Consider the following 18320-nt stretch of genomic DNA (forward strand, 5'->3'; position numbering starts at 1 on the left):
CATGTCGCGCCTCGTCGCCTGCCTCGTCCTGCTCGCGCTCCCGGCCCTCGCCGCCGAGCCCGCGCCCCGCCGCCCCGTCCACACCTACTCCATCGTCGCCAGGGACCCGGTGACCGGGGAGCTGGGCGTGGCCGTGCAGTCCCACTGGTTCTCCGTGGGCGCCACCGTGCCCTGGGCCGAGGCGGGCGTCGGCGCGGTCGCCACCCAGTCCTTCGTCGACCCGTCGTATGGCCGGCTGGGCCTGGAGATGATGCGCGCGGGCCGCTCCGCCCAGGAGTCGCTGGCGGGCCTGCTCGCCGCGGACGGCGCGCCCGGCGTCCGGCAGGTGGCCATGGTGGACGCGCAGGGGCGTGTGGCCGCGCACACGGGGGACCGCTGCATCGTCGCCGCGGGGCACGTCGTCGGCGAGGGCTTCTCCGTCCAGGCGAACATGATGGAGCGCGACACCGTGTGGCCCGCCATGGCGAAGGCGTTCCGCGAGGCGAAGGGTGACCTGGCCGAGCGCATGCTCGCGGCGCTCGAGGCCGCCGAGGCCCAGGGCGGCGACATCCGGGGCCGGCAGTCCGCCGCGCTCGTGGTCGTGTCCGCGAAGTCCACCGGGCGCCCGTGGGTGGACCGCCGGTTCGACCTGCGCGTGGACGACCACGCGCAGCCGCTCGTGGAGCTGCGCCGGTTGCTCACCCTCCAGCGCGCCTACAACGCCATGAACGAGGGCGACCTCGCGCTCGAGCGCAAGGACACCGACGGCGCGCTCGCGGCCTACGGCGCGGCGGAGAAGCTCGTCCCGGACAACGCGGAGATGGTCTTCTGGCACGCCATCTCCCTGGTGGGCGTGGGGCGGGTGGACGAGGCGGTGCCGCTGCTGCAGCGGACGTACAAGGCCGACCCGCGCTGGCGTGAGCTGGTGCTGCGCCTTCCCCGGGCGGGACTGCTCCCGGACGACCCCAAGCTCCTCGCGCGGCTCACGGGCGCGAAGGCCGTGAAGAAGTAGGCCGCCCTGGACGGCGGGCGGGCGGGGCGGCCCTCGGGGGAGGGCCCGGGGTTGTGACGCCGGCGCGGGGTGCGGAGGTTCCGGGAGAAAGGACCCCCATGCGCACGTCCCCATCCCCGCTGCTCGCGCTGCTCCTCCCCGCGCTGGCGCTGGCCCAGGCACCCGAACGCCTCGACCTCCAGCAGGCGAACGCCAGCGGCCACGGCTACTGGCTCTGGGTGGCGCTGCTCGTCGTCGCGGCGGCCGTGTTCGCCTGGGTGGCCGTGCGCCTGGCCCGCAAGCGGCGGGGGCCACCTCCGGGACCGGGGGGGCCGCGGCGCCACGGCCGGCCCGCGCGCTCCGCCTAGCCTCCGGCGCGGTGCTTGCGCAGGGTGTGGAGCGCGGCCAGCCACAGCCGCGCCTCCTTGCGCGTGAGGCGTGAGCGGCGCAGGGGCGCGAACAGGTCCCTCAGCGCCGTGCGCCCGGGCTGCTCGTCGACGAGGAAGCCGCCCTCCGTCAGCACCGTGCCGAGCGTCGACTCCACCTGCGCCAGCTCCGTGTCCGTGGCGGCCACCGGCAGCGGACCCGGAGGCGGCGCCGTCTTCTCCAGCGTGGCCACCCGCACCTCGTAGGCGTACAGCAGCACCGCCTGGGCCAGGTTGATGGAGGGCTGCTCGGGCGCGGTGGGGACGGCGGACAGGTCGTGGCAGCGCTCCACCTCCGCGTTGGTCAGGCCGCTGCGCTCGTCGCCGAACACCAGCGCCACGGTGCCCTGCGTCGAGCGGGACACCAGCTCCTCCCCCACGGCGCGGGGCGGCAGCCGGCGCTTGCCCTCGACCTTGCGCGAGCTGGTCCCCACCACCCAGACGCAGTCCGCCACGGCCTCGTCCAGGGTGGCCGCCCGGCGGGCGCCGTCCAGCACGTCCTCGGCGTGCACCGCCAGCCTGCGCGCGGGGGCCAGGTCCTCCACCTCGGGCGTCACCCAGACCCAGTCCGACAGGCCGCAGTTCTTCAGCGCCCTCGCGGCGGCACCCAGGTTCTCCGCGTTGCGCGGTCGCATCAGGACGAAACGGACGGGCTGCACCATGACCCGCGGCACCTTAGCGCCTTCCCGGCGCGAGTCCCTCGGCCGTTGACCGCCCCCCTCGGCCCTCCTATAGCCTGTGGCGACCGACCGCTTCGCGCGGAGCTCGGGAGCCCACGTCGGGTGTGGCTCCCCAGACACCGTGTGGGTCCGGGGACGCGCGGGGGACGCGCCCGGGCCGTGGGTGACCAGCCACAGAATCCCCCCACACCGGGTGTGCCGTCTCGGCACGCCGCATGAAGAACGGGCCGTACCTTCCGGAGGAACCATGGGTCCGAAGACCCCCGTCACACCAGGACCGAGCCAATCCCCCCGCGCGCGCTGGCTCATCGCTGCGCTGCTGCTGGGCGCGACGCTCACCGCTTGCAAGCAGGAATCCCAGGGCACCACGCCCACGCCGTCGGGCACTCCCGCGCCCACCGCGGCGGCCACGGCGCAGGACGCGGGCAGCCCTGGCGCGACGACCCCCGCGCCCATCGTGGTGGAGACGCTCACGCCCGTCATCCGCGAGGTCGCCGCCGAGGGCATCATCCCCGACACGCTCGTCATCGAGCTGTCGCGGCCCGTGCTCGCGCGGGGAAGCGTGGGGGAGGAGACCGTCCTCCGGGTCCGGCCCGGAGTCCAGGGCCGCCTGACGTGGACGAGTGACTCCACGCTCACCTTCACCGCGCAGGCGCCCGGCTTCCTCCCGGACACCGAGTACGCGGTGTCGCTCGAGGCGCTCGGCACCGCGTCGGGCGTGGTGAAGCCTCCGACCGAGGGCGCCTGGTCCTACCAGTTCACCACGCCGTCGTTCCGCTTCGTGCAACTGGTGCCCAAGCAGCTCGACATCTCCAAGGGCCAGGTGGAGGCGGACGTCGTCTTCTCCGGACCGGTGGGCGTCGACGCCGTGAGGGCCCGCGCCTCCTTCCTGGTCGGGAACTCCGCCGCCTCGGTGAAGTGGAAGAGCCACCCCACCGCCCGCAACATCGTCATCGCGCAGTTCACCCACCCGGGGCTCAAGGCGGGCACCCTGGTGGCCTTCAAGCTCAAGCCGGGCTTGAAGACCGCCACCGGCGGCACGGAGACCGCGCCCTTCGCGGAGGCGTCCTTCGAGGTCCGGGGCGGCAAGCGCCTGGACATCACCGGCATCAGCCGGGGCTCGGGCAACAGCGGCTACTTCCTGGAGGTGAGCTGCCGGGACGTCGCCAGCGACGCGCCGCCCAGCCCGCGCGAGAACGTCGAATACGACTCGTACTACTGGGACTCGAACATCCGGGGCTGCATGCTGTCGGACGCGGTGGCGGCGGACGCCATCCGGTTGACCCCCGCCGTGAAGTTCTCCATCGCCCAGACGCGGCGCGGCTTCCGCATCTTCGGTGACTTCAAGCGCGGCTCCTACTCGGTGCGGGTCGCGTCCGGCGCCATGTCCGAGGGCGGCGGCGTGCTCCTCTCCGACTTCGAGAAGGCCGTCTCCGTGCCCGCGCGCCAGCCGCAACTGGGCTTCTCGTCCACGGGCCGCTACCTGCCCCGGAGCGCGTGGCGCAACCTGCCCCTGCAGCACCTCAACCTGTCCTCCGTGGACCTCGTCGTCCGCCACGTCCCGCCGGAGAACCTCGTCTTCTGGATGAGCAACGACGACCAGGAGTCCGCCGACGAGCGCACCTCCAACGTGCTGGTGCGCAAGACGCTCCAGCTCCCGTCCACGCCGGACACGCTCGTCACCACCTACGTGGACGTGGGCAGCCTCGTCCCTCCGTCCACGCGGGGCCTCGTGGAGGTCTCCGTCCGGAACGACCGCTGGTCCGCCGCCTCGCGCATCCTCCTCACCGACCTGAGCCTCGTCGCCAAGCGCGGGGGCCCCGCGCCCGGCGCGAACGAGGCCGGCGAGGTCCACGTGTGGGCGCTGGGCATCGAGAGCACGGACCCGGTGTCCGGCGTCGAGGTGTCGCTCCTGAAGAAGAGCGGGCAGTCCGTGGGTCGCTGCGTCACGAAGGGTTCGGAGGGCTGCGTCATCAAGGTCCCCGCGCCCGGCGTGGACGACAGCGCGCCGTTCGCCCTCATCGCCCGGCAGGGCGAGGAGATGACGTACCTCAAGTACAACGAGCTGAAGGCGGAGATCGCCAACGCGGACGTGCAGGGTGAGCCGTACCGGTCGGAGAAGGCCTACCGCGCCTCCATCTGGTCGGACCGCGGCGTGTACCGCCCGGGTGACACCGCGCACCTGGCCGCCGTGCTGCGCGGACAGGACGACAAGGCTCCGGCGGCGGGCATGCCGGTGGAGCTGGTGGTGGTGGACCCGCGCGAGCGCGAGATGAAGAAGGCCACCCTCCAGACGAACGAGGCGGGCCTGGTGGCGCTGGACGTGCGCTTCGAGGCCTTCCAGGACACGGGCCACTACCGCGTGGCGCTGAAGGTCGCCAACCGCGACGTGGCCTCCTACGCCTTCAACGTGGAGGAGTTCGTCCCCGAGCGCATGAAGGTGACGGCCCAGGTGGCGCAGGCCTCCGGCTACGCGCAGGGCACGGAGATCCCCGTGGCCGTGGAGGCGGCCTACCTCTTCGGCGGCTCGGCCGAGGGCAGCCCGGTGGAGCTGAGCTGCCGGCTGGTGCCGTCCTCCTTCAAGCCGAAGGAGAACGCCCAGTACACCTATGGCCTGTGGGTCCGGGGCGGCAAGGAGCCCACGCCGGTGACGCTCGGCACGGTGAAGGGCACGCTCGACGCCAAGGGCCAGGCGCTGCTCAACTGCCCGTCCCAGGGCGCCACGGGGGCGCTGCGCGGCGCCGCGCGGCTGAGCGCGCTGGCCTCCGTCTTCGAGTCCGGCAGCGGACGCGCCACCGTCAACGAGGCCTCGTCGCCCGTCCACCCGGAGCGCTACTACGTGGGCCTCCAGTCCAACGTGTCCAAGGTGGGCATGGGCAAGCCGTTCACCGTCAACGGCGTGGTGGTGGACTGGGACGGCAAGCTGCTCACCTCCCAGGCCCCCCGGAGCGTGGAGGTGGAGGCCGTGTCGCTCGAGGAGGAGTACGGCTCCTACTACGACGAGGACGAGGGGTATGATCGCTACCAGCGCTACCTGCGTCCGCAGCGCGAGAGCCGCCAGACGGTGACGGTGAAGGACGGGCGCTTCAGCCTGACCATCACCCCGGGCCGCTACTCGGCCGGCTACCTGGTGCGCGTGCGCTCCGGCAACGCGCAGACGGACCTGGAGCTGGCGGGTGACGGCCGCTACTACTGGTGGGGCGAGGACTCGCGCGTGGACCAGACGCCGCGTCCGCTCAAGCCCACCTCGCTGGACCTGGCGCTGCCGGCGCAGGGTCGTGTGGGGCAGGCCATCGCGGTGAAGCTCAAGGCGCCCTACAAGGGCCGCGTGCTGTTCACGGCGGAGACGGACCGCGTGCTCGCCACGGAGTGGAAGAGCGTGGAGCCCGGCGAGGCGACGTGGAGCTTCACGCCCTCGGTCTTCGCGCCCAACGTCTACGTGAGCGCCTTCCTGGTGAAGGACCCGCACCTGGAGTCGGCCGAGGCCTTCATGCCGGACCGCGCGTTCGGCGTGGGCAGCGTCACGCTGGAGCCGGTGGACTACACCCAGGCGGTGACGATGAAGACGCCCAAGGAGGTCCGCTCCAACGAGACCTTCGCGGTCGAGCTCGAGCTGGGCCCCATGGAGGGCCCCTCCTTCGCCACGGTGGCGGTGGTGGACGAGGGCATCCTGTCGCTCACGCGCTTCCAGAGCCCGGACCCCATGAAGCAGTTGTTCACCAAGCGCGCGCTGGGCGTGGACACCTACGAGACCATCGGCTGGACGCTGCTGGTGCCGCCGGGTGGCAACTCGCGCTCCACGGGTGGCGACGCGGAAGGGGGCGCCGCGGGACGCGTGCAGCCGGTCAAGCCCGTGGCGCTGTGGAGCGGCGTGGTGCCGGTGCCGGCCAACGGCAAGCTGCGCGTGCCCTTCACGCTGCCGCAGTACCGCGGCGCGGTGCGGGTGATGGCGGTGACGGCCGGGCCGCAGCGCGTGGGCCGCGCCAGCGCCCAGGTGCTCGTGAGGGATCCGCTGGTGCTCCAGACGACGCTGCCGCGCTTCCTCTCCCAGAACGATGAGGTCCAGGTCCCCGTCTTCGTCACCAACCTGTCCGGCAAGGCGCAGGACGTGAAGGTGACGCTGGACGCGCAGATGCTCCCGGTGCCCGGGCTGCTGCTGCCCGCGAGCGGCGAGTCGCCGCTGAAGCTGCTCGGCAAGAGCGAGGGCCGGGCGCGGGTGGAGGACGGCAAGTCCACCACCTTCGTCTTCCAGGCCAGGGCCACCCAGTCCGTGGGCGCCGCGCGGCTGAGCGTCACCGTGGAGGGCGGAGGGTACACGTCGAAGGAGTCGCTGGACGTGCCGCTGTCGCCCTCGGGCCCGAAGGAGCGCCGCGTGCGGCGCGTCGAGCTGGCGGACGGCGTGACGGACGTCTCGCAGTTCCTCAAGGGGTGGGTGCCCACCACGGAGCGCTCCACGCTGTGGGTGACGGCCAACCCCTATGGCCAGTCCTTCCAGCACCTGTCGTACCTGGTGCAATACCCCTACGGCTGCATCGAGCAGACGACGTCCTCCACGCGCCCGCTGCTGTTCGTGTCGGAGCTCATCGAGGACGTGGACCCCACGCTCACGAAGGGGCACGGCGTGGGGGAGATGGCGCAGGCGGGCATCAACCGCGTGCTGTCCATGCAGACGCCCTCCGGCGGCTTCGGCTACTGGCCCGGGAGCATGGTGCCGGTGGACTGGGGCACCGCCTACGCCACGCACATGCTGCTGGACGCGCAGAAGCTCAAGTACACCGTGCCGCAGGACCGGCTGAACGACGCCCTCACGTGGATGGGCAACCGGCTGGCCTCGTACGAGGGCGGCACGCGCTCCAACGACGGGTACCACGGGAACGAGGAGGCCTACATCCACTACGTCCTCGCCCTGGGCGGCAAGGGGCGCAAGGCGCGCGTCCAGAAGCTGGTGGACACGTTCGCCCAGAAGGCGTCGGCGCGGGCCCTCACCGGCGAGGAGCGCGAGGCGGACTACATGCTCAAGGCCGCGCTGTGGCTCTCCGGAGACCGTCGCTACGAGAAGGAGCTGCGCGACCCCGACCTGTCGCCCGTCACGGACGAGCGCAGGAACTCGTGGTCGTTCTACTCGGACCGTCGTCGGCGGGGCTTCATGCTCAGCACGTACCAGGACCTCTTCGGCAGTGACGCCGGAGGGGAGCCGCTCGCGCAGATGGTGGCGTCCGCGCTCGAGACGCACTCCAGCAACTGGTACACGACGCAGGAGCTGGTCTGGGGCATCACCGGCCTGGGCAAGCGCGTGAAGGACAGCGCGGCCCACTTCACGCCCGCGGTGCTGACGGCGGACGGCAAGCAGGTGACGCCCGTCCAGGACAAGAATGCGCGCGCGTCCGACCGCACCTGGGCGCTGGCGCGGGCCAGTGAACGGCAGGGCCTCACGCTCGAGCTGAAGGGCCGGGACAAGGGAAAGGTGTACCTGGTGCTCAGCAGCGAGGGCGTGCGCAACGACGGCCAGCCGCGCGTGGGCGGCGAGGGCCTCGAGCTGACCCGCACCTACCGCGAGCAGGATGGCACGCCGTTGAACCTGGGCGCTTCTCCGGTGGCGCTGGCCGACCTCATCTACGTGGAGCTGGAGCTGAAGAACACGACGGCCGAGCGCATCCAGAACATCGCCCTCGTGGATCGCCTGCCCGCGGGCTGGGAGATCGAGAACGCGCGGCTGGGGCGGGGCGGGAGCGTGGACTGGGCCACCGCGGAGTCGCAGTGGGCGGCGGACTACGTCAACCTCCGGGACGACCGGGTGGAGGTCTTCGGGGCGCTCGACGCGCGGGAGTCGAAGAAGGTCGTCTACGCGGTGCGCGCGGTGACGGCGGGCGCCTTCACCCTGCCCACGGCGGAGGTCGAGGCCATGTACGACCCGCGCCAGTGGGCGCGCGCGGCGGGCGGCACGGTGCAGGTGTCCGGTCCGTGGAAGGACAGCCTGCTCTGACATGCGTCGTTCCCGCCGCATCGTGAAGAGGTTCACCCTCGCCGCGGGGGCCCTGCTGGCCCTCGCGGCGGTGGGGGTGGGCCTGGCCTGGTGGGTGCCGCTGCCGGCCCGGCTCCACGCGCCACCGTCGGTGGTGATGGAGTACCGGGACGGCACGCCCGCCCACGTCTTCCTCGCGCCGGACGAGCGCTGGCGCATCGCCACCTCGACGGAGCGCATCGACCCGGCCTACCTCCGGGCGTTGCTCGCGCTGGAGGACAAGCGCTTCTTCACGCACCCGGGCGTGGACCCCCTGGCCGTGGCGCGCGCCGCGCTGCTCAACGTGACGCGTGGGCGGCGCGTGTCGGGGGCGTCCACGCTGACGATGCAGTTGGTCCGGATGCTCGAGCCCCGGCCCCGCACCTTCGGCTCGAAGGTGGTGGAGTCCTTCCGGGCGCTCCAGCTCGAGCTGCGGCTGTCGAAGCAGGAGGTGCTCGCGGCCTATCTCCAGTTCGTCCCCTACGGCCGCAACGTGGAGGGCGTGGAGGCCGCGGCGCTGACGTACTTCGGCCACACGGCCGCCCACCTGAGTCCGGCGGAGATCTCCACGCTCCTGGCGGTGCCGCAGAACCCCAACCGTCGCTTCCCGGTGTCCGCCAACGTGGAGCGGCTGACGGCGGCCCGTGACGACGTCGCGCGCCGGCTGCTGGACGCGGACGCGCTGCCCCGGGGGCCTCACGACGCGCAGGTCACGCCGGCGCAGGTCCTCGCCGAGGTGCGCGCCACGCGGGCACCCGACGAGCTCGTGGCCTTCCCGCGTGACGCGCCCCATGTGGCGGTCTGGCTGCGCGCCCAGCGGCCGGACGCGCCGCGCCTGCGCACCACGCTGGAGCAGGGCACGCAGCGGCTGGTGGAGCGGCTCATGCGGGATGCGTCGCGCGAGCTGAAGCCCCGGGGCATCCACAACGGCGTGGCCATCGTGGTGGACCGCGAGCGCGGGGACGTGCTCGCGCTGGTGGGCAACTTCGACTTCTTCGACGAGGCGCACGGCGGTCAGATCGTCGGCTTCGCCACCCCGCGCTCGCCCGGCTCCGCGCTCAAGCCGCTCCTGTACGCCATGGGCATCGACCAGGGCCTGGTGGGCTCGGAGCAGCTCGTGGCGGACATCCCCATGACGTACGGGGGCTATGCCCCGAGGAACTTCGACGGCCGCTTCCAGGGGCTGGTGCGGATGGAGTATGCGCTCTCCCAGTCGCTCAACACGCCCTTCGTGCGGCTGCTGGAGCGGCTCGGCGTGGAGCGCTTCCTCGCGGCGCTGCGCTCGACGGGCGTCACCAGCCTGGTGCCGGAGCCGGGGTACTACGGGCTGTCGGCGGCGGTGGGGGGCATCGAGGTGACACCCCTGGAGCTGGCGGGGCTGTACGTGGCGCTCGCGGGAGATGGCCGCGCGCGGACGTTGCGGCTGCTGGCGGACGGGGCCACCGCGAGCGAGCCCGCGCGGGTGGTGTCCCCGGGCGCGGCGTGGCTGACGCGCAAGGCGCTGTCGCTGCGCGACCGGCCGGACTTCCCCGAGCGACGTCGACTGACGGGAATGCCCGCCCGCGTGCACTGGAAGACGGGCACCAGCTTCGGCAACCGGGACGCGTGGGCGGCCGGCTCGGGGCCGCTGCACACGGCGGTGGTGTGGCTGGGCAACTTCGACCACTCGCCCAGCGTGCACCTGGTGGGCGCGGAGTCCGCGGCGCCGCTCCTGTTCGACATCCTCGAGGGCGTGGGACCGAAGGGCACCGAGGTGCCGGAGTCGGAGCTCCATCCGCCGGCCGACCTCATCCGCGTGGAGGTGTGCGCGTACTCCGGGCACCTGCCGACGGAGGCGTGCCCCCAGCGCAAGCACGTCTTCGCGCGCCGCGAGGCCGTGCCCACCCAGTCGTGCCCCTACCACCAGCGGGTGGAGGTGGACGTCGCCTCGGGGCTCGCCGTGGGGCCCGCGTGCAGGGCGGGGCGCAAGACGGAGTCGCGGGTGTTCGTCACCTGGCCGGCCACCATCCGCCGCTGGCTGGAGGAGCAGCATCGCCGCTTGCCGGAGCCGCCCTCGGCCGCGCCGGGGTGCGAGCCCGGGGGCGCGCGCGTGGCGCCAGGCATCGTCTCGCCGTCCGCGGGCCACGTGGTGCTGCTCATCCCCGGCGTGGCGCCGGACCAGCAGGAGGTGCCGCTGGAGGCGGAGGCCTCCCACGAGCGTGTGCTGTCCTGGTTCGTGGACGGGGCGCTGTTGGCCAGCGCGCGCGCGGACGAGCGCGTGTGGTGGACGCCCTCTCCGGGCACGCACGAAATCCTGGTGACGGACGACCGGGGCCTCACCTCGAAGCGCACCGTGGTGGTCCGCGAGCGACGCTGAAACGAAGAAGGCCCCGGACGCTCACGTCCCCGGGGCCTTCCTCTCCTCCCGTCCTGTGTCCGGTGGCCCGGGCGTCAGCGCACCTCCCAGCCCCGCGCGCCGCGCTCGTATTGCTGGCCGGTGGCCAGCTGGCCGTAGAAGAGCAGGTCCTTCACGCCCACCACGGACTTCCCGTCGAACAGGCCGAGCTCCCCCCGCGGGGCGAGCTGGATTCCCAGCTCCGAGGTCTTCAGCCGCACGCGCCTCCCGGGAGGCACCGTCACCGCGGGCAGCACCGCGCCCACGGGCGTGCGCACCTGCGTGGGCGTGTGGTCGCTGTGCGCCAGGCTCACCCGCAGGTTGGTGGTCAGCACCATGCCCCCGAGCGACACGGGCGCCGTGCCCCGGTTGCCCACCTCCACCCAACCCGCGCGCGGGTCGAACGCCTCGAACACCAGCGTCGAGTCCAGGGCGCCCATGCGCTTCCACTCGTTCTCCACGAAGGCGCGGCGCTCCTTCACGTAGCGCTTGAGGTAGTCGCGGCCCGCCGCGAAGCGGCCGTAATCCATGTAGGGGTCCGCGCGCATGGGCGTTTCGATGAGCTTGTGGAGCGCGTCGATGTACGGGTCCATCACCGCGGAGGTGAACAGCTCGTCGAGCGCCTTCTCCAGCCGCTCACCCAGCCGCTCGCGCAGCTCGGGGTTCAGCAGCACCCGGGTGCCCAGGTTGGAGAACACGGGCAGATAGCCCGGATAGGCCTGCGTCTCCGACTTGCGCTGCAGGTACATCTTCTCCACCCACGCGTCGGTGAGGGTGAAGTTGAACAGCGGGTGGCGCATGTTGTTGCTGCTCAGCCGCATGTCCTCGACGGCGACGGGGTACCACCAGCGCGCGTCCACGTTGTTCAAATCCCACGGGACGTAGGACCACTTCGCCACCGCCCGGTCGTAGAGGAAGTAGCTCTCCGAGTCCTCCACGTAGTTGTTGGACATGAGCGCGTCCAACACCATGGAGCGCAGGTAGTGCTCCAACTGGAGGTGCTTGTCCAACGTCCGCGCGAAGTCGGGCTCCGGCGTGTGGTTGATGACGTCGAGCATGGCGAGGAGCTCGTCGTCCGGCTGCTGCTCGTTCGTCTTCTTCGTCCAGTCCCCCTGGTAGGGCACCTGCCACGTCTTGAACTCGCAGTCCTTCCAGCCGCACCGGTAGATGGTCGCGTCGTCGTCCGCGAAGTCATGGGCCTTGAGGAAGGCCTTGTTCACCTGTTCGATCTCGAGGAAGACGCCCTCGGAGTGGCCGTTGATCTTCAGCCGGACGAAGGTCGCCTTGGAGGCGGGGACGCGCATCGCGGCGAGCAGGTCGAAGGCCATCTTCTCCGCCAGCATCGACGCGTCCGCGTACTCCGCCACCAGGTTGAGGGACGTGCGCCCCTGGAAGCGCGCGTTCTTCTCGAAGCTGACGTTCCAGCTCTTCTTCGGGAAGGTGCGCGCGGACGCGCCGCGCAGCCGCACCTTCACCGCGTACACCGTGCCTCCGGCCTTGAAGACGGCGTCCTGCTCCGGTGCATACAGGTCCTCTGCGAAGAGCTTCATCGCCTCCTCGGGGATGATGAGCTCGTACTCCGGCACGGACGTCTGGAGCGCGGGCAGCTTGAAGACGCGCTCCACCTCCGACTCCACCGGCGGCGGCTCCACCGGCGGTGGGTCCACGGGTGGCGGTGGATCCACGGGGGGCGGGTCCACGGGCGGTGGATCCACGGGCGCCTCGGGGGCGGACGGATTCTCCACCTGCGGAGTCGGTTCCTCGACCTGCGTCGTGGTCCCGTTGCCACAAGCCCACAGCCACATCACGGGAAGACAGAACAAGAGTCGTGAGCGTGTCATCGCGGGACGACTGAGCAAGGCGCGTGCCTCGTCGCACCTGAACTCACCGTGTCGGGGAATGGACGGAGCAACCCCCTTCGAGGCGCATCGTCGGGTCCGGACGATGAAAGGGTTTGCCCTTCATGAGTCGGTCAGTCTCACCACCCTGAAGGGCAGTGGACCCGTCGGCCCGTGTGTCGGGCCACGGCCCCGGGTGGGAGGTGGTCGTGTGCCTCCCGAGGGGCAGGCGGGCGGGCGGGGAGTCCGCTCGCACCGTTCCCGCCTCGGGGTGTCGGGCCTAGCTTCATGTGGAGGAGCGCCGCGACAGGGGAGACGCCCGCCATGGAGACCTGGAACCAGTCAGCCGATTCGGCTCGCATCCACACGCCGTTGATGGTGAACCGTCGCATCGACGCGCACGTGGAGGCCTGCGTGCGGCACATGGCGACGCACGCGGACCGCCCGGAGATGAGCCGCTACCTCCAGAAGCTGGAGAAGGAGTGGGACCTCAACCGCGCCGTCATGGTGGGGGCGTCGGCGCTGGGCGCGCTCGGCCTGCTGCTCGGGAGCCGGGACGGCGGCAGGTGGCGCGCGCTGGCCGGCGTCGCCTGCGGGCTGCTGGTCCAGCACGCCGTCTTCGGCTTCGGTCCGCTGTCCGGGCCGCTGCGCGCGCTGGGCATCCGCACGCGCCGGGAGATCGACCTGGAGAAGTTCGCCATCAAGGCGCTGCGCGGCGACTTCGAGCGAATCCCCAACGACGGAGGCCCCATGGCGCGCGCCAACGCGGCGCTCGTCGCGGCCCAGTCCTGAGCGGCGCATTCCCCCCCGCGAGCGTCCCTGCCCGGCACGGTGGGCGGGCAGGGGGGCGCTCGTGTCCGGCCTCGTCAGTGACGAGGTCCGGTGTAGCCCCCGCCCACGGCCGGCATCAACGCGGGCGACATGGGCTGCGGCGCGGCGCCGCCACCGTTGGCTCCCGTGTTGCCCTGGTCGAAGAAGCCGTTGAGGCCGGCGATGCCGAGCGAGAAGTTCGTCACCCAGCCAGGGTCCGGCTTCCCCTCCGGCGCGCCGATGTTGATGGGCCGGGCGAAGTGCAGGCGCAGGAGCAGGGGGCCCAGCGCGACGTTGACGCCGATGGCCGCGTCGAGCACGCGGTGGTTCCACAGGTCCCTCGAACCATCTCCCACGCCGCCGAAGTCGAGGCCCGCCACCGCCTCCAGGTCGCTGAGGAAGGCGACCCGGATGATGTCGTTGAGCGGGAGCTGCAGCTCCATGGTGGAGTAGAAGAAGTTGCGGCCGAGCAGCCACCTCTCGTCGCCGAAGTTCACGCCGCGCAGCGTGTCGAAGGACGACAGGAAGTAGGAGCGCGCGTAACGGCCGCCCAGCGTGGTCCCGGCGCCGCCGCGCACGAAGACGTTCGTGCGGCCGTAGATGGGGAAGTAGCGCTCCACGTCCAGGCGCAGGTTGCCGTACGCCTCGTCGTCGAAGGGCTGCACGCCCACCGTCACCTCCAGCAGCGCGGAGCTGCCCGACAGCGGGCCCGTGGCGTAGTGGTACTTCAGGCTGTCGTAGCCCACCTGGCCGCTGAGCTCGGTCTGGAACCGCACCTTGCGGTTGCGCGCGTTCCACTGCGACAGCAGCTCCTGGTTGGCCAGGTTGCGCTCGGGGAAGAAGAGGTAGAACTCGGTCGGGTCGTCCAGGAAGTACTTGGTGCCACCCAGGCTCAGGTCGCCTTGCAGGTACAGGAACGTGCTCAACGGATAGCGCATGCTGCCGAGCACGCCGAAGAAGCGCTCGCCGGACGTGAAGAAGACGGGCAGCCCCTTGAAGGTCTGGTCGTCGCGGAAGCGCAGCGACTGGAACAGACCCCCGCCCCACGTCGTGCGGCCCTCGTCGTTGATGTAGAGCAGGTATCCGTCCGTCAGGTCGAAGCTGCCGTACACCGCCAGGGTGAGGACGAACTGGTGGTCGCGCATGCGGTCGCTGGCCGCGGCGAACAACTGACCGACGAAGCCGCCTCCACCCGCGCCCGCGAAGCCGAAGATGGGACCGAACTCCAGGTTCTGCCGCGACAGCGGACGGTACGCCGTGGCGTCCGTCAGCGGCCGCACCGCCAGCGGGTTGGGAGGCTCGGGCGGAGGCTCCGGAGCCACGTCGAGCGCGAGCATGCGCGGCGGGCGCAGCACCGCGGGGCGGCGCTCACCGGAGACGTGGAACAACATCCACAGGCTGCCCTCCGGCCCCGGAGCGGGCTCGAAGACGCCGGTCGTCAGGTCCGTGCGGCGGACGATGCGGCCATCCGCCATCAGCTCGTGCAGGTCGGAGCTGCTGTTGTTGAAGGCGGTGAAGAACACGCGGCCATCCGCGAGGGCCACCGGGTCCGCGTGGTCGCGCTCCTCGCTGGTCAGCCGCTCCACCTGTCGCGGCGCGTCCAGCTTCACGCGGAACAGGTTGAACATGCGGTGTGACGTCGCATCCGACGTGAAGATGATGCCGGACGGGCCCCAGGTGAGCTGACGCTCGGAGAACACGTCGTCGGTGAGCTGCAGCGGCTTGGCGTCGGTGCTGGCGTTCAGGTCGATGACGTAGATGTCCCGCAGGCCCTCGTCCTGGATGCCGATGAAGGCCACGTACCGCCCATCCGGGGAGATGGCGGGGGAGTACGCCGCCAGCAAGCCGTGCTTGTCGATGCGGTACGCCTTGCGCTCGCCCAGCTCGAGCTTCACCGACGTGCCCACCTCCCGGTCGATGCCGGTGCGGATGGGGTTGCGGCGCACGAGCACGTCGTTGGCGCGCTTCTCCGCGGAGTGGACGTAGTCCTGGACGTAGATGATGTCGCGCCCGGTGATTTCGGCGACGAAGGCCAGCTTGTCCTTGGACAACGCGAAGCTGCGTCCGGAGATGGGGTGCAGCGACTCCACGCCCGGCACACCGTCTCCAGCCACCTTCACCGTCTTGTCCGGCACGCGCGGGTCCATCAGGTACAGCCGGCTCTCGCCCGTCTCCGGGACGATGGTGCGCATCGCCAGCACCTGCCCGTCGGGCGAGGTGGTGAAGGACGTGATGTAGCCGGGCGCCTTGTCCAGGAGGTCCAGCGCCGGCGCGGACTGCTCCGAACCCAGGTACGACTTGTACGCGCGGCGCTTCAGCCAGTTCTCGAAGCGCGCGGACAGGCGCTTGGGGTCGTCGCCCGTGAGCCGCTCCAGCAGTTCCTCGAACTTGAGCGACGGCGAATCCTTCGAGCCGCCCGCCAGCCGCGGCGACTCCTCGAGCACCCGCTGCGTGAAGCCCTTGCCGTACTCCTCCTCCATGAACGCCACGCGCACCTGGCCGACCTTGTAGATCCACAGGTAGCCGTAGGGGCCGGGGGAGAAGAAGTCGAGGAACGCGTAGCCCTTGTACAGGTCCGGGTTCACCAGCAGGTCGCGGACCAGCATCTCCGCCTCGGGGTCCATGCCTCGCTTGGCGTAGAACTCGGCGAGACCTTCGATGAACCACAGCGGCATGGACTGGAGCGGGTCCCCGAACACCTTGGCCTGCTGGGCCACGGTGCGCGTCTTCTGGATGGTGAACTGGTGCGCCATCTCGTGGGTGCTGATCTCCTCGAAGAGGCGGTGGTCCCCCAGGTACGGCAGCGTGAGCTTCAGGTCCTCCGTGCTCGTGACACCCAGCGTCCCTTCCGACAGCGGGAAGAGGTTGGTCTGCAGGAACTCCTGGTAGCTGCTGTAGAGGATGTACGGGAACGTCTCGGTGGGGACGTACTGGAACTCGTTCACGAGGTAGCGGTACGCCTCCTCGATGAGCGGCGCGGCGCGCTCGGCGACCACGCGCTCGCGCTCGTAGAAGTAGAAGCGCACACCGCCCGCTTTCGTACCGAGCGACTTCGCGTACGTGTAGTTGAAGCCACCGTCGCTCGTGCCGCCGTCCGCGGGCGTGTCGAACACGTTGCCCGCGAGCGAGGTGCCGCCGTCGCTGCCGCCATCACTGGCCAGCGCGCCCAGGCGTGGCGTGCCCGCGTCGTCATTCGCGCCGGCCACCGCGGCGGGCGTGCCCGCGTCCTCGGCGGTGGAGGGCAGGGCGGCCTGGGGACGTGCCTCGGGCGCCAGGCTGGAGGGGGGCGCGGCGGGGGTGCTCGCCTGCGGTTCGGTGGTGGGGGCGCCCGGAGGGGCACCGGGCGGCTGGTCGTGGGCGGTCCTGTCCGGCGGCTTGGCCTCACCGGTGGCCTCCGGGCCGACAAGGATGTCGACGTGCCGCCAGGCGAACTCGAAGCTGTTCACCGGGGTCTTGCCTGGCCGGCGCGGCACGACGAAGACCTGGGCCAGCGCCAGCTCGGGTACGAGCATGGCCAGCGCGGCTGCGGCGAGGAGACGGGGGTTCACGGGGGTCACCTCTTGGGTGGTAGGCGAGCGAGGCAGGGACTTCTGGGGAGGCTCGCTCCGGGGAGCGAGCGTACACAAGCGCCTGGTTTATTTCCTTCGGTTTACTTGCCGGGCGGGGGTCGTTCGTGCCCGCCCTCCGGGGAAGAGAGTAGGGCTTTCGTTGAGTGCCGACGCCCGGTATGGATGCGGGCCATGAGACGCTTCTTCGTACTGAGCAGCACGCTGGTCCTGGTCCTGGGCTGCGGCAAGGATGACAACTCCAAAGACAAGCGGGAGTGTCATGTCGAAGCCATCAACCTGTCCTCTTGTCAGCGTTCGACGCTCGCGGGCGTTCAGCCCACGGGCGTGTGGAACGTGAACGTCGAGCTGTCGGACGGAAGCGGCTCCGCGGGTGCGTTCAAGTTGTCGGGCGCGGGTGGGACCGGGGCGAAGGTGCTGGGGCTGGCGGTGACGGACCAGCAGATCTCCCAGGACACCGTGTATCTGGCCAGCGACGTGATGGACACGTACGACCGCACGCTGCGTTTCGCCTTCGCGGCGTGCGAGGCGGATGGCGCGGGGAAGATGACCGGTGTGTTCCGTCGCTGCGTCGACGGTTCCATGGACCTGCAGGGCACGTTCGAGGCGATGCGTGTCGGTCGCAACGGCGAGGAGACGGAGGCCTCGGGTGTGGAGCTGGTGGGTGAGGCCGCGCTGACGGCGGGCGCGGCGCGCGCGGTGGCGGTCGCTGGGGGCTATGCGTACCTCGCGGCCGGCACGGAGGGGCTCCTGGTCTATGACGTGAGCAACCCCGCGCAGCCGACGAGGGTGGCGACGGCCAAGCCCTCCGACGACGCGTACAACGACCTGCTCGTGCGGGGCTCGACGCTGTACGTGGCCAGCCAGAAGGTGGGCGTCGTGGTGTTCGACGTGACGGATCCGAAGGCGCCCGCGCGCGTCCGCTCGGTGCCGGACACGTCGGTGGCCCTGGCGACCACCTCGCTGGCGATCGACGGGAACACCCTCTACGCCGCGTCGTCCTCGCCCAATGGCGAGGTGCTCATCTTCGACCTGACGACGGTGACCCAGCCCAAGCTCATCGACCGGTACTACGTCGACGGCGCGCTGCCCGCCAACGGCGAACTCCCGATGGACGTCGCGGTGCTGAACAACCGCTTGTACGTGAGCAACTGGACGTTCGGTCTCTCGGTGTCGGACGCGACCAACCCGGCGGATCCGAAGCTGCTGGGGCGCTTCGCGGGGAGCACCTCTCGCACCGCGACGGTGGGGGTGATCAACGGTCGCACGTACGCCTTCGACGCGGGTGAGGACTGGGGCGCGCACGTGAGCGTGCTCGACGTGGGCAACGCGGCGAGCGTGCTCCAGGTGGGTGGGTTCAGCATCCGTCCGCAGGTCTCCATCGCGACGGCGACGCTGTCGGGCACGAAGCTGTATGTGGCGTACTACCAGGACGGCCTGCGGGTGCTGGACGTGAGCAACCCGAGCATGCCGCGGCAGGTGGGGTACTACAACAGTTGGCGTGAGGCGGACACGGGGCGCGGCCTGTCGTTCTTCGAGGGCCTGAGCAACATCACCGTTCCCGGCGACGGCTACATCTACGCGACGGAGACGTCGCGTGGCCTGATGATCTTCCGCGAGACGAACTGAAGAAGGCGGGGCGCCTCGCGGAAGAGG

9 protein-coding genes are annotated in these 18320 nt (G+C 71.1%); 6 read left to right on the plus strand and 3 right to left on the minus strand.

What is annotated here, in order from left to right; all coding sequences use genetic code 11:
• The first annotated feature begins 1 nt into the window (after position 1).
• Positions 2 to 991: a DUF1028 domain-containing protein gene (locus tag LZ198_RS01730; RefSeq protein WP_253970072.1), complete on the plus strand. Its 990-nt coding sequence runs from the start codon at positions 2 to 4 to the stop codon at positions 989 to 991.
• A 98-nt stretch (positions 992 to 1089) separates the two neighbouring features.
• Positions 1090 to 1338, plus strand: a complete 249-nt coding sequence (locus tag LZ198_RS01735) for a hypothetical protein (RefSeq protein ID WP_253970073.1) — start codon at positions 1090 to 1092, stop codon at positions 1336 to 1338.
• Here LZ198_RS01735 and LZ198_RS01740 read toward each other — a convergent pair.
• Complete coding sequence (locus LZ198_RS01740) at positions 1335 to 2057, minus strand: RNA methyltransferase (protein ID WP_253970074.1); 723 nt, start codon at positions 2055 to 2057, stop codon at positions 1335 to 1337. The genes LZ198_RS01735 and LZ198_RS01740 overlap by 4 nt on opposite strands.
• A gap of 265 nt (positions 2058 to 2322) precedes the next feature.
• Here LZ198_RS01740 and LZ198_RS01745 point away from each other — a divergent pair, with 265 nt between their 5' ends.
• Both LZ198_RS01745 and pbpC read left to right on the plus strand, forming a co-directional pair.
• Positions 2323 to 8058 carry an alpha-2-macroglobulin family protein gene (locus tag LZ198_RS01745; protein WP_253970075.1) on the plus strand — a complete coding sequence of 1912 codons (5736 nt, stop codon included), beginning with the start codon at positions 2323 to 2325 and terminating at the stop codon, positions 8056 to 8058.
• 1 nt (position 8059) lies between these two features.
• Positions 8060 to 10432: a penicillin-binding protein 1C gene (gene pbpC, locus LZ198_RS01750; protein WP_253970076.1), complete on the plus strand. Its 2373-nt coding sequence runs from the start codon at positions 8060 to 8062 to the stop codon at positions 10430 to 10432.
• A gap of 74 nt (positions 10433 to 10506) precedes the next feature.
• On the opposite strand, the gene LZ198_RS01755 is transcribed toward pbpC, so the two are convergent.
• Positions 10507 to 12291, minus strand: a complete 1785-nt coding sequence (locus LZ198_RS01755) for a CotH kinase family protein (protein ID WP_253970254.1) — start codon at positions 12289 to 12291, stop codon at positions 10507 to 10509.
• A 321-nt stretch (positions 12292 to 12612) separates the two neighbouring features.
• Between LZ198_RS01755 and LZ198_RS01760 the strand changes: the two genes are divergently transcribed.
• Positions 12613 to 13080, plus strand: coding sequence for a hypothetical protein (locus LZ198_RS01760; RefSeq protein WP_253970077.1), 468 nt, complete (start codon positions 12613 to 12615; stop codon positions 13078 to 13080).
• Between the two features lie 74 nt (positions 13081 to 13154).
• Here LZ198_RS01760 and LZ198_RS01765 read toward each other — a convergent pair whose 3' ends face one another.
• Entirely contained in the window at positions 13155 to 16646 is a 3492-nt protein-coding gene (locus tag LZ198_RS01765; protein ID WP_253970078.1) for a tolB protein precursor protein, read from the minus strand.
• A gap of 192 nt (positions 16647 to 16838) precedes the next feature.
• Between LZ198_RS01765 and LZ198_RS01770 the strand changes: the two genes are divergently transcribed.
• The gene (locus LZ198_RS01770; RefSeq protein WP_253970079.1) at positions 16839 to 18293 is read left to right on the plus strand and encodes an LVIVD repeat-containing protein; all 1455 of its coding nucleotides are present in this window, start codon (positions 16839 to 16841) and stop codon (positions 18291 to 18293) included.
• Positions 18294 to 18320: the final 27 nt, after the last annotated feature.

It is taken from the genome of Myxococcus dinghuensis, assembly GCF_024198235.1.
In the GTDB taxonomy this organism is placed as follows: Bacteria; Myxococcota; Myxococcia; order Myxococcales; family Myxococcaceae; genus Myxococcus; species Myxococcus dinghuensis.

Coding starts and splice junctions, on each gene's coding strand:
- LZ198_RS01730 (WP_253970072.1), top strand. CDS start 2: ATGTCGCGCCTCGTCGCCTGCCTCGTCCTGCTCGCGCTCCCGGCCCTC.
- LZ198_RS01735 (WP_253970073.1), top strand. CDS start 1,090: ATGCGCACGTCCCCATCCCCGCTGCTCGCGCTGCTCCTCCCCGCGCTG.
- LZ198_RS01740 (WP_253970074.1), bottom strand. CDS start 2,057: ATGGTGCAGCCCGTCCGTTTCGTCCTGATGCGACCGCGCAACGCGGAG.
- LZ198_RS01745 (WP_253970075.1), top strand. CDS start 2,323: ATGGGTCCGAAGACCCCCGTCACACCAGGACCGAGCCAATCCCCCCGC.
- pbpC (WP_253970076.1), top strand. CDS start 8,060: ATGCGTCGTTCCCGCCGCATCGTGAAGAGGTTCACCCTCGCCGCGGGG.
- LZ198_RS01755 (WP_253970254.1), bottom strand. CDS start 12,291: ATGACACGCTCACGACTCTTGTTCTGTCTTCCCGTGATGTGGCTGTGG.
- LZ198_RS01760 (WP_253970077.1), top strand. CDS start 12,613: ATGGAGACCTGGAACCAGTCAGCCGATTCGGCTCGCATCCACACGCCG.
- LZ198_RS01770 (WP_253970079.1), top strand. CDS start 16,839: ATGAGACGCTTCTTCGTACTGAGCAGCACGCTGGTCCTGGTCCTGGGC.